This window comes from Pseudoalteromonas denitrificans DSM 6059, assembly GCF_900112265.1.
Taxonomy (GTDB): Bacteria; Pseudomonadota; Gammaproteobacteria; order Enterobacterales; family Alteromonadaceae; genus Pseudoalteromonas; species Pseudoalteromonas denitrificans.
This window is the reverse complement of record NZ_FOLO01000052.1, coordinates 24,662-41,056: the sequence shown is the minus strand read 5'-3', so window position 1 is coordinate 41,056 and position 16,395 is coordinate 24,662. Positions and strand designations below refer to the sequence as shown.

General features: G+C 33.3%; 11 protein-coding genes and 1 pseudogene. 8 read left to right on the top strand and 4 right to left on the bottom strand.

Going from position 1 to position 16,395, the window contains the following annotated elements; translation table 11 throughout:
- Window positions 1–228, top strand: a pseudogene (locus BM088_RS28135) (IS4 family transposase); the annotation flags it as partial.
- A gap of 87 nt (window positions 229–315) precedes the next feature.
- On the opposite strand, the gene BM088_RS21525 reads toward BM088_RS28135, so the two are convergent.
- Complete coding sequence (locus tag BM088_RS21525; protein WP_091989696.1) at window positions 316–2,262, bottom strand: winged helix-turn-helix domain-containing protein; 1,947 nt, start codon at window positions 2,260–2,262, stop codon at window positions 316–318.
- A gap of 161 nt (window positions 2,263–2,423) precedes the next feature.
- Here BM088_RS21525 and BM088_RS21520 point away from each other — a divergent pair, with 161 nt between their 5' ends.
- The 3 genes from BM088_RS21520 (at window position 2,424) to thpR (ending at window position 6,357) form a co-directional block, all read left to right on the top strand.
- Window positions 2,424–4,250, top strand: coding sequence for a DUF885 domain-containing protein (locus BM088_RS21520; RefSeq protein ID WP_091989693.1), 1,827 nt, complete (start codon window positions 2,424–2,426; stop codon window positions 4,248–4,250).
- 1 nt (window position 4,251) lies between these two features.
- Window positions 4,252–5,673, top strand: a complete 1,422-nt coding sequence (locus BM088_RS21515) for a TolB family protein (RefSeq protein WP_091989690.1) — start codon at window positions 4,252–4,254, stop codon at window positions 5,671–5,673.
- Window positions 5,674–5,847: 174 nt separating this feature from the next.
- Window positions 5,848–6,357, top strand: coding sequence for an RNA 2',3'-cyclic phosphodiesterase (thpR, locus tag BM088_RS21510; protein ID WP_091989687.1), 510 nt, complete (start codon window positions 5,848–5,850; stop codon window positions 6,355–6,357).
- Window positions 6,358–6,854: 497 nt separating this feature from the next.
- Here thpR and BM088_RS21505 read toward each other — a convergent pair whose 3' ends face one another.
- Window positions 6,855–8,141: an acetyl-CoA hydrolase/transferase family protein gene (locus tag BM088_RS21505; RefSeq protein WP_091989685.1), complete on the bottom strand. Its 1,287-nt coding sequence runs from the start codon at window positions 8,139–8,141 to the stop codon at window positions 6,855–6,857.
- Window positions 8,142–8,709: 568 nt separating this feature from the next.
- Window positions 8,710–8,940 (bottom strand): hypothetical protein, encoded by a 231-nt coding sequence (locus BM088_RS21500; protein ID WP_091989682.1) that lies wholly within the window; start codon window positions 8,938–8,940, stop codon window positions 8,710–8,712.
- A 765-nt stretch (window positions 8,941–9,705) separates the two neighbouring features.
- Between BM088_RS21500 and BM088_RS21495 the strand changes: the two genes are divergently transcribed.
- The 4 genes from BM088_RS21495 (at window position 9,706) to BM088_RS21480 (ending at window position 14,447) form a co-directional block, all read left to right on the top strand.
- Window positions 9,706–12,132, top strand: a complete 2,427-nt coding sequence (locus BM088_RS21495) for a M1 family metallopeptidase (protein WP_091989680.1) — start codon at window positions 9,706–9,708, stop codon at window positions 12,130–12,132.
- Window positions 12,129–12,638 carry a DUF6702 family protein gene (locus BM088_RS21490; protein ID WP_091989678.1) on the top strand — a complete coding sequence of 170 codons (510 nt, stop codon included), beginning with the start codon at window positions 12,129–12,131 and terminating at the stop codon, window positions 12,636–12,638. Before BM088_RS21495 ends, BM088_RS21490 begins: the two co-directional genes overlap by 4 nt.
- 143 nt (window positions 12,639–12,781) lie before the next feature.
- Entirely contained in the window at window positions 12,782–13,537 is a 756-nt protein-coding gene (locus BM088_RS21485; protein WP_091989675.1) for a putative porin, read from the top strand.
- A gap of 187 nt (window positions 13,538–13,724) precedes the next feature.
- A complete protein-coding gene (locus tag BM088_RS21480; protein WP_091989672.1) occupies window positions 13,725–14,447 on the top strand; it encodes a YebC/PmpR family DNA-binding transcriptional regulator in 723 nt (240 codons plus the stop codon).
- A gap of 43 nt (window positions 14,448–14,490) precedes the next feature.
- Here the strand turns inward: BM088_RS21480 and BM088_RS21475 are convergent, their stop codons facing one another.
- Window positions 14,491–16,383, bottom strand: coding sequence for a response regulator (locus tag BM088_RS21475; RefSeq protein WP_091989669.1), 1,893 nt, complete (start codon window positions 16,381–16,383; stop codon window positions 14,491–14,493).
- Window positions 16,384–16,395: the final 12 nt, after the last annotated feature.

Genomic DNA, 16,395 nt, shown 5'->3' with positions numbered 1-16,395 from the left:
CAGGCTCTATTATTAATAGCTTTAATTGCTCAGTACACATTGTATCTTATTGGAAAGGCAGCAGAAATATTAAAATATCATTACCACTTCCAAGCAAACACAATAAAGAAAAGACGAGTATTATCTTATTGTTATTTGGGAAAAAGAATTCTGGTACATAAAAATTATCATATACCAGAATGTATCATTAAAAAGGCTCAAAGAAGCCTCATAAATGAGATTAAATAAAATGGAAAAGATATGGGGAGCCCTAAGGCTAAAGCCCAATCTACAAAAATCTAAGCCAAATTAGCTTAAATTAACTCCGACCCCTTTTTAAAGGAGTGACTTTTGTCTTTGTGAAATGAGTTTATCTTGTATGTTATTCCATTTTACAATGTCTGTATTTTGACCCGTACTTTTCATAAGCTGTATTAAATATGAAAACTTAGCATCTTCGAGTTGTTTATTATTAAGTGCATTCTGGTAGCCGTTGATCATTTTTGCTATTGCAGCTTCATGTTTATCAGGATTAACTAATCGTTTCGCAAGTATTTTTATCTCATCAATACTTGTCGCATAAATACTTTTGGCATAAAAATGCTTGTTAAGCTCACTAGAATGTATGATTTCTTTATATTTTTGCTCTGCAAACAATACCTCCATTAACAAATATATTGATTTAGCTGAATTTTTAGAAATATCATTGACTAATTGATACTGTTTTTTAGCATTAACTAACTTGGCTTTTTTTATATTTATTCTTGCCAACCCCATTAGCGCATCAATATTGTCGGGTTCTATTTTTATAACCGCATCATAATTTTGTTTTGCTTGAGTATGTAAATTTAAACTCAAATACATATCGCCGGAGAGTAACAATGAATTTGTTGAACCAGGGTCTAAAACCTTTAATTTATTTATATTTTTTAAAGCTTTTTTGAATTGATGTGCTTTTATTTGCAGCCTTAAAAGCCCAGTAAGTGCATAAATATTTTCATTCGATAATGACAAGGCTTTATTAAAAAACTCAAATGCCATTGCATCGTTTTGTTGTAACACATAGCTGTTGGCTAAAGCCACATAACCTTTAAATGCATCAGGATAAAGCGAAATTGCCTTATTGGAAAGAGACATAGCAAGCGCGATAGCATCATCATTTTGACTACCTAGACGCATTGCCCGATTCAAAATGGCGGCATAACCTGAAATAATATCCAAACAGCTAGGCGACAACGCATAGGCATTTTTAATTAAAATCACTGCACTTTTATTATCCTTTAAAGAGTTTCGTCTATGGTAATCCATGGCTTTAAGGTAAAAATCGTAAGCTTTAGGGTTTACTAAACTAGGCTCTGCTCTATATTGAATCTGTTGTGTATTATCTGGCAATAAAAACTGCTTAACATCTCGTACAATATCCGATTTTAAAAAATATAATCCTTTTTTAGAAACTTGATAATGATGCGTCCACAATACAATGTTAGAGTGCGTTGAAATTAATTTAATATCAACATTATAACCATTGTTTGCTCGTGTAATATTGCCTTTAATAAGGTTATCAATATGAAGTTTTTCACCAATTTGATTCGTATTTAATTCAGTCAGTTGTGCCCTTGTAAATTTATCATAAGCAATAACTTTAAACGCCCTAACTTGAGCCAAAGAGTTTAAGACTTCAAGGCTAAAACTGTGGGTTAAATAGGTATCGTCTGTACTGATTAAATCACTTGAGCAGAAAGGTAAAACCGTAATTGATTGCCTTAATTCTTTTAACGAAATTACCGGCTCCTGAGCTACTCGTTTTTCGCTGAATTGAAATGCCAAATTCATTAAACCAAAAAGAATTATAAAAACCGCAATATATTTCCAGTTAAACAGCCTACTTTTACGCTCAGTTGTTTTTGTTATTTGAGGTATCTCTTCTGTGATAGTAATAACTTCTTCAGAAAATCGATAACCAATGCCTCTCACCAAAGCAATATATGCAAAATCACATTCATGCGCGTTAAGAGATTGACGTAATAACTTCACTCTTTGATTGAGAGTTGAGTTTTGTACTTGAACTTTTCCCCAAACCAATTCAATTAACTCGTCTTGGCTTTTAGTGTGTGGCCAAGCTTTCATTAAGCTAATAAGTAATCGATAAGACAAAATAGGCAATTTAATTGGCTTTTTTTTGAAGTAAGCTTGCTGTTTTATTAAATTGACACATAAGTCGCCCGACTGCAGAATATATTTCCCGCTGATAGTACTGACTTCTAATTCATTGTTTTTATTCAATCTTCACAAACCTTCATAAATCTTTTTTACAGCTTCAAGAACTATAATACGCAAAACATGACAATGAGAAATCATACATGAATCACACAACTTAATGCAGTAGCTCACGCATATAAATTGTGTAATGAAAAGTTATATAGAGATAAAAAAGGAAGGTTTAAATGATAAAAAAAATACATCCATTCATGATCATGTTATGTTTTTTATTGCAACTAAATTCAATGTCGGTTTTAAGTAATGACGCAGTGCTCAAATCAAAAGGAGGAAATACAGATAGTGAAAAACTGATTAAACTAACCGATAAATACTTAGAAGAAACACTACCAAGATCCCCCTTAAATGCCATGTTTTATGGTGATAATAGATTTAATCATTTATGGCCTAATGATTTAGCACCCGATTTTATTTCTCAAAGCAAAGCAATAGAGAAAAAATATTTAACCGCATTAAATACATTAGGTGAATTAAAACTCACAGAGCAAGATGAGTATACTTATCTTATTTTTAAAGAAAAGTTACAAAATAATATTGCAAGTTATCAATATCATTCTGAATATTTGCCATTAAACCAATTTATTTTCAGCCCGCATAATATGTTTATTCAATTGGGAGCGGGTTTAAGTGGGCAACCTTTTAATACGGTACAAGATTTTGATAATTTTATTCAACGTATGCAAGGTTTTTCAATATGGATGGAGCAAGCTACCGTTAATATGCGCAAAGGCATTAAGGCTGGCATAGTACTCCCCACATCAGTGGTAGAGTCGATGATCCCACAAATGCAGGCTCAAACATTTAAGAATCCGATGCACAGCAGTTTGTTTGCTCCACTCAACAATATTGACAATAAAATACCAAAAAGAGAAAAAACACGATTAATAGCCGAATATAAAAAAATGATTCATAACCAAATAACACCCGCATTTAAACGCATGAATTCATTTTTACAGCAAGAATATTTACCTCATACTCGTAAGACCTATGGCTATGGCGCCTTACCTAAGGGTAAAAAATGGTACCAACATGCCATAATGACCAATACCAGCTTACCTTTATCGGCTCAAGCCATTCACAATACAGGTTTAACAGAAGTAAAACGCATTCACCAAGAAATGAAAAAAGTAGCGCGAGAAGTAGGCTTTAAAGGAAGTTTAAAAGCTTTTTTTAATCATTTGAAAACAGATGAACAATTTTATTATAAGTCACCCAATCAGGTGCTAGAAGCCTATGAAGAAGTTAAACGACGCATTACACCTAAAGTAAATGACTTTTTTAGCGTCGTGCCAAAGTCAGACTACATATTACGCTCTTATCCTGAAGCCCAAGCAAAATCAGCACCTGGTGCATCTTATATTCCCGCTTCATCAGATGGCACTCGCCCCGGGGTATTTTTTGCAAATACATATAATTTAAAAGGACAGCCTAAATATGGGATTGAAAGTTTATCAATTCATGAAGCGGTTCCTGGCCATCACTTTCAGTTAAGTTTACAAAATGAGGTGAAAGGTTTACCAAAAATTAGAACACAAAATTTTTATACTGTGTATGCTGAAGGCTGGGCATTATATGCCGAAAGCTTAGGAAAAGAGCTTGGCATGTTCAGCGATCCTTATCAGTACTATGGCAAGTTAGACGCCGAATTATTTCGCGCAATGCGCTTGGTTGTAGATACAGGTATTCACGATAAAGGCTGGACACAACAACAGGCAATTGACTATATGTTTAATAATTCAACTTTAGCTAAAACAGATATAATTGCAGAGGTTGAGCGTTATATGGTTTGGCCTGGGCAAGCTTTAGCTTATAAAGTAGGACAATTAAAAATTCAATCTTTAAGGTTATTTGCAGAGCAAAGCCTTGGTAGTAAATTTAATATTAAGCAGTTTCATAATCTAATTTTACTCGACGGTCCTCTACCAATGCCTTTACTTGAAAAGAAAATTAAAGACTGGGTAAAACACATATCAGATTTAAAAGTTGAGGTTTAAAATGAGAATAAAAATATTTTTACTCGTTATGTTTTTATGGGCTCAAACGGCCTCATCAACACTGGTATCACAATTATCCTCAGAGCAAAACGATTATAGTTTTAATATCAGTAGTAGATATAACCTTGCTGTTTTTGCACGCTCAGATAAAAACTTTAAAAATGCCACAATATGGCAAACAAAAATAACAAAAAACGCTCATTTTGAGCCCCCTGAAATGGTTGTTTTGGGGCCCCGAGAGTATAGCTATTCAGATCCTATGCTAACAGCCGATGGAGAAACCTTATTATTTGTTTCGGATTTACCTTTAAATTCTCAAGATAAAAGTAACGATTACAATATTTGGCAAGCAAGTTGGCACAAAAGTAAATGGCAAAATATTCAACCCTTACCTGCAAATATTAACTCAGATTCTGATGAATTTGGCCCTGAACTACATAATGGCGTTTTATATTTTTCATCATTTAGAAATGGAAAACTGTCACTTTATCAATCAAACACAATAACAAAAGCAGCACGAGTAACCCCTTATCAATACATTCAGCATAAAAGGTTATCTCAAAGTGATATAACCTTTTCACCAGATTCAAACATCGCACTTTTTTGGCAGCGATCTAAAGATAAAAAAGACACCATATTGATGATGCAGCGCAGAACAAATAAAGTATGGGGAAAACCGATTCAAATGCCTGCGAGTATACAGTCAAAAGGTGAGGAGTTTTCTCCGCAATTTTCACCTGATGGACAATGGTTATATATCAGTAGTAACAGGCAAACAAATCAAGATAAACAATTCAATATACATAAATTTGCGACAAAAAATGTTTTCCCGAGTGCTTGGTATCAAGCGCATTTAGCACAAGTCGATATTTCCATTTTAGCAAACAAAAAGCACATGATGTCGGTTCGCTCTTTTGAATACGACTTAGAAATTGAACAACAAGAAACAAAAGTGAAAGAGCACATTAAAATATCATTTAATCCATTTCAAATATCGAAAATAAAAGAAGGGCATTCATATTGGACCGATGGTAACAGTGGTTATAAACAAAAAACATCAGGGAAAAAAACAACTCTCACTCAAGCTGAAATTATAAGGCTTCAACAAACAGCCCGTTATAACTTTATTTATATGTTTAAGCACAACAAAACAAAGCTTTTTAAACAGTACGCAATAAAAGATGAAACTAACCAACTTTATCGCGTACACGCAGAGGGGTTAAATCCATTCAGCATATTAATTACCCAAAAAAAATCTAACCAAACCAATACAATTAAACAACTTAGATATGACGATTTAGCGATGGGATTAGAGCAAGACTATCAAAAAATAAAAGGGATATATTGGCCTATGAAGTTTGAGTTTTTAGTAAATAATAAAACAATAGCAAAAGGACAATTCTCAAATATAAAAATTGAGTAACTTGTAGTAATTTAACTTTATTAACTCCGATCCCTTTATGCTTATTCAAGCTATAAGGGGCAACTAAAAAACGCGCTCAGGATATATAAATTTTAGTATTAATTGTAAACCCCCTTTACACTAAACCTTAACTATAATTTAGTAATTAACTCAAAAATATATATTCATGAAACCATGAAACGTTTGTTTTTTGCTTTAGAGGTATCTGATTTAAATAAGAATGCTATTGCTCAGTGGGTAGAAATCGCAATACCATGTTTAAAAGCTCCAGTTAAAACAGATAACTTTCATTTAACATTATCTTTTTTAGGCAGTATTACCCCTGAAGTAGAACAAATTTTAATTTCTGAGTTAATCAATTTAAAAACAGAAGTTATTAATTTAGTTTTTAACAATATAGGTTATTTTAAAAAGCCCAAAGTACTGTATTTAAAACCTGAAAAAACACCTCAGGCTTTATATTTATTAGTACAACAGTTTAATAAAATGGTATTGGATGCAGGTTTGTCGATAAACTACTTTAACTACCAGCCTCATATAACAATTGCTCGTAAAGTTACTGAACTACCCACTGTCAAATTCCCACTTGATTTGAAAATTGTATTTACTCATATTGTGCTGTATCAATCGATAAGTTCTAGTTCAGGGGTTAAATATATAAAGTTAAAAAGTTGGCCTTTGTAAATCGTGAATTTTATATATTAAATGAAATATAAGCTTATAAACTAGCCTAGCTGCTTTCTCTATTATCTAGATCACTATTTTACTTACTAAACTTATATCCCACCTTTTAGATCAGTATTTTACTTACTTAGTGTATTTTTTAGCTGAAATAGTCCATTAAATCGCGATTAAACTGTAAAGGGGGTTTACAAAATAACAAATATGACTGATTTGGGTTAGTAAAAAAATGTTTTGCTAATGAGTCTGAGTGATTCAGATCGCTATTTTACTAACTAAATTTAAAATATTGATAACCTTTGTCACATAAAGCTATCTTTTTTTAGATTAACAATTAATAAATCACAAATAAAAACACCCTACATATCAACACGTTAAGATCGAACACTATATTTAACTTTAAATTGAGGCATATTTATTAAGAGAGTTTACATACCTTTAATGGCGCTTTTTATGGAAAAATTAAAAAGCCCTCATTCTTAGTAAAAAAGTGATCCATACTATATTTTAAGGCCCCAAAGGGTGTTTGTCTCTTCTCTTAATTGATTTCTAAAGTCTGGATGAGCAATATCAATTAAAGCATTTGCACGTTTTCGGATGCTTTTACCTCTAAGATTCGCGACACCGTATTCTGTTACTATATACTGAACATGAGCACGGGTTGTTACAACTCCAGCACCAGGAGTTAGCGCTGAAACAATTCGTGAAATATTGCCCTTTCCAGCTGTTGAAGGCAAAGCTATAATCGCCCTCCCCCCTTTAGATAAACTGGCTCCACGCATAAAGTCCATTTGTCCACCAACGCCTGAATAAATACTCGTGCCAATAGAGTCAGCACAAACCTGCCCTGTTATATCAATTTGAAGTGCGCTGTTGATAGCGACAACATAATCATTTCTACGAATAATTGAGGTATCATTTACATATTCAATATCTAAAAAAACAACTTCAGGATTATCGTCAACAAAATCATATAAACGTTTAGAACCGAGCGCAAAGCCCGTGACTATTTTTCCTGGATGTACTTTTTTATGTTTATTGGTAATCGCACCAGATTCAACTAAATCAAGCACACCATCAGAAAACATTTCAGTATGTATGCCCAAGTCTTTTCTATGGCTTAAACATGCAAGTACGGCATCAGGAATCGCTCCAATTCCCATTTGTAGGCAATCACCATCCTTTATGAGTTTGGCAACATTACGCCCAATAATTTGCGTTATGTCGTCTTGTGCAGCCATAGCATGAATTGGTAGCTCATCATCTTGCCAATAAACACTATGGAATCTGTCATAAGCAATAAATGAGTCTCCATGAGTACGTGGCATATTAGGGTTAATATGCGCTATGATTTTTTTTGCTACCTGACAAGCGGCATTAGTTGCTTCAACTGAAACCCCCATAGTACACATGCCATGTTTGTCTGGCGGTGAAACTTGAATAATCGCGGTATCAATTTCTTGCTCGCCACTTCTAAATAACTTTGGCACTTCAGATAAAAATATTGGCACGTAGTCAGCTTGGCCTTTTGCTAATAAGGGCCGAGTTTCAGCACTACTAAAATAACAACGATGACGTAAATGACCGACAAGTTCAAAAGAACTGAGTGCTTCAGCACGCTCAGTATGGAGTTGTAATAAAGTTAAATTCGTTTTGGTTTTAGCATGAACAGCAAGCGCCTTAAAAAGAACTCTAGGCGTAGCGGCCATTGAATGAGTCCAAATATATTCATTGTTTTCGATTACAGATACAGCTTCCAGAGCTGATTGGCAAATACGCACAGTCATAATAGCCTTCATGATAAATGGGTAAACTCATCATTATTTTATAACTTACTATATGCTAGACAATGATTTAGATCATAAAAAAGAACTACTAGATGGGTGTGCTATCGTTGAACTTATCAAAAGGAGTGATAACTAATACACGTGACCTGCTCTCGCATTCCACTCATGTTTAACTACATTTAACTTGCACCACAAAAAAACCTTGTTCACAATTATTTTTGCTTATGAAAACAATTGCTTTTTGAAGTTGATAAATCTACAGGACAAAATTTTACCAAGTGTGTATATTTAGAAAATACAAATACAATAAATTTAAATAAATGACTTTAGGCTTGGAATATGATTATTTTAATTTTGATAAGTTTGGTCAGTATTATAATGTGTAATTACATAGCTAAAGTTCGGGGATTACGACGAGTTTACTGGAGTTTAATAGGAGCTATATTAGGACCTTTTGCGCTTATATTCATCTTTTTTGATCAAAATAAAGTTCAATACAAGAATAATCAGTAAACTTTAAAATAAGTATGTAAGTTAGTAAAAAACAGATTTATACTAACTTACAACACTAACTAAAATAATAAAATAAAGTGATACCAACGCCAATAAATACAGCTGCTATCAAGAAGTTATTAAAGCGGCTACCTTCATTCAACTGCTTTTTCACAGCGGCAGTCTCGGTACAAGCAGCGACCTTATTGACGTAACTATATCCTGAGTTAAGATATTCTTTACATTTTTTTTCTTCTGCTGGTATAGCAGTTAATTTATTGTTTTTTTTAAGGATATAAAAATCCATCAGCACACCACATCACTTTTAGTTTTTATGAATCTAAAATCACACATTCATATTATTTTAAGTACATGTCCCTGTAAAAAGTGTGGCATTTTAATGATAAATTAGGGGTAATATCAACAATAATATGTCAATTTAAGTAAAATAAATTAAAATGACTTGATCTAATGCAAATTGGTGACCTTTCAGCGTTATTTTTTTGTAAACCCCCTTTACAAATTAACGAATAAAAAAAAACTTAAAACAAAAATAACAAAGCTAGATTTTACGATTAAATTTCGTATTTTATATTTAGGTTTATTAATTAGTTTTATCGCTGCAGTTTGATTAATAACAGCAACTTTATCAATGTACTATATCCACGCTTTTCATAAGCTTTAAATAATTGTTCATTTGCAGGGATTGCTGTATATACATTATTTTTTTGTAAAATATAAAAATACATAAAAAACACCTCAAATGAAAACTCAAAATAAGGTTATACCTCATTGACTGAATTAAACCTGAACAAGGTTTGAATGACAGACTATACTGCTGAAAGTGATTTAAATAACAAGCAATGCACAGTGTAAAACTCTTTATTACCGACTCCAGTGAGCTGTAACAAGCAAATAAAATAGTCCTAAATACGAGAGAAGTACCAGGAAGAAACGCACACTCAGTTTTCACCGTAATTTTTTGAGATTTATCGAATATTAATTGCTTTTTATCGCTGACACTGGAAAATGGAGCGGTTAACTAGAAATATAAATTGAATTCAGGATTGTTATGCTTAAAAAACTTTCAATAATTGCAGCTATCATGCTGCCATTAACTTTAAATGTTAATGCATCTGCAATATCACAAACCAAAGGCGACTTTGAAGATAAGTTCCGCCAACTAGGGCAAGCACTCCCTACTCCCAATGTTTATCGTAATGCAGCTGGCGAACCAGGTGCCCAGTACTGGCAACAGCAAGTTGATTATAAAATAAAAGCAAAACTTGATGAAAAAAAACGTCGCATAACGGCAAGTCAGTCCGTCAATTATAAAAATAATTCTCCTGATACTTTAAAATATCTTTGGTTACAACTTGATCAAAATATTTATAAAAGTGATTCTATATCTGAGTTAACATCTACAATCAGTAGCAAGTTACATCCAGGCCCTGATTCAAAGCCAGCTAAAATTAGCTTAGACAAATTACGCCGTCAGCAATTTATGTCTGATAATGAACTAGGTTATACCTTAGCAAAAATCAAAGACAGTTCAGGTAAAGCTTTACAAACAACGGTTGTTGGTACTTTAATGCGCATTGATTTAAATAAGCCATTAAAGCCAGGTAACAGTGTAAAGTTTTCTATGGACTATGCATTTAATATTGTAGAAGAAGATGCTGTAGGCTCACGTTCTGGTTACGAACATTTTGAAAAAGATGGCAATGATATCTTTTTATTAGCGCAGTGGTTTCCACGTTTAGCAGCCTATACAGATTATGAAGCTTGGACTAATAAAGCATTTTTAGGCAGTGGGGAGTTCACTCTAGAATTTGGTAATTATGATGTAGAACTCACAGTTCCAGCCGATCACATCGTTTCAGCTACTGGTGAATTAAGAAATGAAACCAGTGTACTGACAAAAGCGCAACGAGCACGTTTAGTAAGAGCTAAAACGGCAAAACGTCCTGTATTTATAGTGACCGAAGAAGAAGCACTTAGAAATGAAAAAGAAGGGACTAGCGATACAAAAACATGGAAATTTAAAGCTCAGAAAGTGAGAGATTTTGCATGGGCCTCCTCTCGAAAATTCATATGGGATGCGAAAGGTTACCAACAAGGTGGCGATGAACAACCTCTTGTAATGGCGATGTCATTTTTCCCTAAAGAAGGTGGCAAGTTATGGGAAAAATACTCTACCGAATCAATTGTGCATACCATGGAAGTCTATTCTCGATTTTCATTTGATTACCCTTACCCTGTTGCACAATCAGTGAATGGACCTGTTGGTGGCATGGAATATCCAATGATCACTTTTAATGGCCCACGCACAGAGTTGCAAGACGATGGTAGCCGTACGTACTCTCAAGCTGAAAAACGCTTTTTAATTGGCGTTGTGATCCACGAAATTGGTCATATTTACTTCCCCATGATAGTAAACTCTGATGAAAGGCAGTGGACTTGGATGGATGAAGGTTTAAATAGCTTTTTAGATGGCATTGCAGGCAGAGAGTGGGACCCAAGCATTCCTTGGGGCGTTGAAGCACGTGATATTGTAAGTTACATGAAATCAGAAAACCAAGTTCCTGTGATGACACAATCAGACAGTATTTTACAATTTGGTCCCAATGCTTATGCAAAGCCAGCTGTTGCATTAAATATACTTAGAGAAGTTATTTTAGGCCGTGAACTATTTGATTTTGCATTTAAAGAATATGCACAACGATGGAAATATAAGCGCCCTACTCCATCAGATTTTTTCAGAACAATTGAAGAAGCTTCAGGAGTTGATTTAGATTGGTTCTGGCGTGGCTGGTTTTATAGTACAGATCATGTCGATATATCAATTGATAAAGTTTATAAGTTACGTTTAAGTACTAAAAACCCAGACATTGATTATGGCCGTCTTCGTCAGGAAGAATTAGCTAAGCCAAGTTCTCAGTTTGTAGTAAAAAACAAAGCTGAAGGTCGCGAACTATGGGTTGATAAAAACCAAGATATAAGCGATTTTTATGATGATAATGATCGTTTTACTGTTACTAATAAAGAACGTAATGCTTATCAGAAGTTTATAAAAGGTTTAAAACCATGGGAAAAAAGAACCTTAGAGCGTGCAATAAAAGAAGATAAAAATTATTATGTATTAGAGTTTTCAAATTTAGGTGGACTCGTTATGCCAATTTTATTGCAACTAACTTACACCGATGGCACAATCCAAAATCAGTATATTCCAGCCGAAATATGGCGTCGTTCACCAAAAAAAGTACAAAAACTTATCATTACAGATAAAAACAAAGAGCTAAAAGACGTCAGTGTTGATGCCTCATGGTTAACGGCTGATATAGATGTTGAAAATAACTATTATCCTCGTCGTATTATTCCATCACGTATCGAATTATTTAAAGAGAAAAAAGAAAAAGGTAAAGTTCATCGCGATATCATGCAAGATATCAAAACTGAATTTAAAAAAGATGAGAAAGACAATAAGGATGAAAAATGAGTCGATTGATTTTAGGCTTATTTTTAACGATATTGGCGAGCGCTTCAAGCGCTCATCAACTTAAATCGGCTATCACAACAGTATTATTTAATGATAGAACAAATAATATTGAAGTGATGCATAGGTTTTATTTACACGACGCTGAGCACGCTGTAAGCCATTTATTTAAAGATAAAATAGGTAAACAAGTTGATCTCATTGCTGATAAAAATACACAAGAAACATTTAGTTTATATGTTGAAAATCAGTTTAAACTTGCAACATTAAAAAATGAAAAGTTACTATTAAAGTCTGTGGGTCATCAACTTGACGGTCAATTTTTTTGGGTTTATCAAGAAACCAAAATTCAAAAGAATGTAAAAGGATTTCGTATGTCACATGGTGCTTTACGAGATTTATGGCCAGCACAAGTTAATATGGTCAATGTTGAAGGCAAAGGTAAAGTAAAAACACTTACATTTAGTGGTGAAGATACCTGGCTTGAAACCACTTTCGAGAACAAATAAACTTTCAGAAAGCATAAAATATATAAAGCCCCAGTTTATTTGGGGCTTCTTCTAAATGAAAACAATTTCATACAATTTTAATCTTCCATTAAAACAAGTTTCTATTAGAATACGCGACATATTCGGTACTACGGAACCTTGCAGTGAAATCAGTTTTTATTTTTGCCTCTTTTATCATTTCTCCTTTATTCATAAGCCCCTATGCAATCGCTAACTTTCAAACCGAAATAAGCATAGCGATGGCTTTACAAGAATTTGATGAATTTGATGATGTTAAATTTTATGGACTCAATTTTACGCGATTTGATAAAGCATTATTAATCAAAGGTCCGTTAGCTGAAACGGTATATCTAAATAAAAAATCATCTTGGTTTGTGACCTCATACGATACAGATCAAAATACAAAGTTGGAAACAATTATAGGTAGAACCCAATTCATTAATGCCAATACGTATATCGCGATTGATACTAATTTCATTAGTGGAAATAACTTCTCTGATCTAACCTTAAGTTCAGGTCATTATTTGGATGATAAATTATTGATGTCAGCTTCAACTAGTTTTACTCGAGGAAGAGGCTGGGATGAGTATGTTTTGTTCAGCGCCAGAAAACTTTTTTCATTAGACAATAATCACCAAGTTGCTATTGAATATTCATCGGCAATAGAAGATGAAAAATTTCTAGAGTATCAAGCGATGGATTTATCTTATTATCCAGTCAATTTTTTTTCATTATCTATGAATATTAGTCATGATAAAAAAGCGAAGGAAGGTACTTATATTAGTTTTGAGGCCCAATATTTCTTTAATATGCAAACTGAGCTAAGTTTTGGTTATGGTAAGTCAAATCAAAAAGGCGTTGGTAATACTTGGCTAATTTCAGGCAGCTACCGATTTTAATTATAGCTAAAAGTCCAATTTTATATTATGTTAAATTGAGCTTTATAATAATTATTTGTATATCTTACACTTACTTTTTAATTTTTAAATTACACCTAAGACACTTCAGATATGAGTTTGGGTATAGCTCTACACAAAAGTAATTGTTAGAATCTAACTATATAAAAATAGAATTATAGTGAATGGAATGGGTAGAGCATTTGTAGTACGCCAAGTATCAATGGAAAAAACGGCAGCGGCTAAAAGTAAAGTTAATTCTAAATATGGTAAAGCCATTTATGCATGCGCTAAAAGTGGCGGTGCAGATCCCATTGCTAACCTCAGTTTACAACAGTTAATAGATAAAGCTAAAAGAGATCAAGTGCCAGCACATGTTATACAAAAGGCACTTGATAAATCAGTTGGTGCCGCAGGAGAGGATTTTTCACCAGCTCGCTATGAAGGTTTTGGGCCGGGTGGTTTTATGGTTATTGTAGACTGCCTTACAGATAATCCAAAACGTACTATTCAAGATGTGAGAAATGCTTTTACAAAGTCAAAGTCAAAAATTGGTGGCCCTGGTACTGTTGCACATATGTTTGATCACCAGGCCGTATTTGGATTTTCAGGCAACGATGACGAAGTTATTCTCGAAGCACTAATGATGGCTGATGTTGATGTGACAGATGTAGAAGTTGAAGAGGGGAAAGTATCCGTATTTGTGCCTCCTACTGAATATTTCAAAGCAAAAACAGCATTAACGGATGCTTTTTCTAATATTAAATTTGAAGTTGATGAAATCACTTTTATTCCACAAACCGATACTGAAATATCAGGGGATGATGTTATTTTATTTGAAAAATTCATGAATTTATTAGATAACGCAGAAGATGTACAAAATATTTATCATAATGCTGTTATTAAAAGATAAGTGACATATATAAATTGGGTGAGAGTTAAACTGTAAACCCCCTTTACATTAAGCTCTCATTGCGTACAGTTTTACACTTTTGTGAAGCTTCTTCCGCGCAATTAAATAAGTCATCAAGCAAATTATTCATTTTATGTTTATTTTTAGGAAACTCTTCTTTTTCTAATGCACTTTCAAGCTTAGCTGCAAGTTTTGTAATTTTATTTAATTTAAAAACTGCAGATGAGCCATTTAAACGATGAGCATGAAACTGAAGTTCCTGCCAATTTTGTTCAGATAATGCCTTTTTAATTTTGTTAATGTATTGTGGTAACTCATCTAAAAATTCATTTTTTAATGCTATAATTTCATTTCTTGGCATTTCAAACTGCTTGTTATTTGAATTTATATTTAAATACTTATTTATAATATGGGCAAATCTCTCCCTTTGAATGGGTTTTGATAAATGTCCATTGAAACCCGCTTTCATATAATGTTCTACTTCGTGTTTCATAGCGTTAGCAGTTAATGCTATAAAAGGGGAGTTACATCCAGCAGCTTTAATTAAAGTCATAGCCTCAATGCCTCCCATATTTGGCATATGAATATCACTAAAGATAAGGTCGAAATCTTCGATTAATGCAATTTCAACCAACTTTTTACCATCTTCAACTGATGTTACGGCTAAACCAAAATTCTCTAATATGATAGAGAATAGCTTTCTAAGTACCTCATCATCTTCAGCAAGGAGCACTTTGCCATTAAATTGAGTTTTATGTTTAAATGGGTCGCAACTACTTTTTATCGTATTAGTTATATCATCTTCATTTTTTACCCAAACAGAGTTTTTGACTTCATTTAATGCAATACTCACAGTAAAGCAACTTCCAACGCCTTTTTCACTCACAACTTTTATGTTTCCGCCTAATTTTTCAGATAAATATTTAGAAATATTAAGACCTAGGCCAGTCCCCCCTCTATTGCCAGTAATAGAGCGACCAACCTGTGAAAATGCGACAAATAACTTATTAAGATCAGAGTCACAAATGCCAATGCCAGAATCTTTAATTGCAAAAACCAGTAAACCTTCTTTATGACGTACGACTAGTTTTACATAACCTTCTTCGGTAAATTTAACGGCATTATTCACTAAATTTATTAATATTTGTTTTAACCGAGTTGGATCCGTTATGAGTTGAGTAGGTAAGGGCAGTTGATACTCTATACTAAACTTTACATTTTTTTGAGATGCTTTTTCTACTACAAGTACTCTAATTTCTTCAATTAATTGAAATAATTGAATTGGTAAAAATTCAACATCTAATTTATCAGCTTCGATTTTCGAAATATCTAAGATATCGTTAACGAGTGATAATAGATGTTGACCGCTATTATAAATAATAGAAATTGCATTGCTTTTTTCTTGCTCTGCAATTTCTCCAGCTAAAATAGATTCCGCATAACCTATCACGGCAGTAAGCGGGGTTCTTATTTCATGGCTCATATTCGCTAAAAAACGACTCTTAATTTTACTCGCATGTGTAAGTTCAGTAGATAAAGTCTGTAATTCTTTTCTTTGACGCACAATTTCAAGTTGAGTTGCAACTCTTGCCTTAACCACAGCTGAGTTAAAAGGTTTTACAATATAATCTACGGCACCTAAAGTAAGGCCCAATTCTTCTTTATCAGCTGAATTAAGCCCTGTAATGAATATCACCGGAATGTCAGCAATAGACTTTATGGCTTTTAATTTTTTAATCGTTTCAAAGCCATCCATTATTGGCATAATTACATCTAGCAAAATAAGATCTGGGTTTAAGGATATACATTTATCAATTGCTTGCTGGCCACTAATTGCAAGGCATATATTCACATCAGCCTTTAAAAGTTCGCTAAGTACTTTTAAATTAGACTTTTCATCATCAACTAATAATACGGTTGGTTGATCCACTTTCATAATGATGCACTT

Bases quoted from the DNA above. Each gene is read 5' to 3' on its own strand.
- thpR (WP_091989687.1), top strand. From the start codon at position 5,848: ATGAAACGTTTGTTTTTTGCTTTAGAGGTATCTGATTTAAATAAGAAT.
- BM088_RS21495 (WP_091989680.1), top strand. From the start codon at position 9,706: ATGCTTAAAAAACTTTCAATAATTGCAGCTATCATGCTGCCATTAACT.
- BM088_RS21500 (WP_091989682.1), bottom strand. From the start codon at position 8,940: ATGGATTTTTATATCCTTAAAAAAAACAATAAATTAACTGCTATACCA.
- BM088_RS21490 (WP_091989678.1), top strand. From the start codon at position 12,129: ATGAGTCGATTGATTTTAGGCTTATTTTTAACGATATTGGCGAGCGCT.
- BM088_RS21475 (WP_091989669.1), bottom strand. From the start codon at position 16,383: ATGAAAGTGGATCAACCAACCGTATTATTAGTTGATGATGAAAAGTCT.
- BM088_RS21515 (WP_091989690.1), top strand. From the start codon at position 4,252: ATGAGAATAAAAATATTTTTACTCGTTATGTTTTTATGGGCTCAAACG.
- BM088_RS21480 (WP_091989672.1), top strand. From the start codon at position 13,725: ATGGGTAGAGCATTTGTAGTACGCCAAGTATCAATGGAAAAAACGGCA.
- BM088_RS21505 (WP_091989685.1), bottom strand. From the start codon at position 8,141: ATGACTGTGCGTATTTGCCAATCAGCTCTGGAAGCTGTATCTGTAATC.
- BM088_RS21520 (WP_091989693.1), top strand. From the start codon at position 2,424: ATGATAAAAAAAATACATCCATTCATGATCATGTTATGTTTTTTATTG.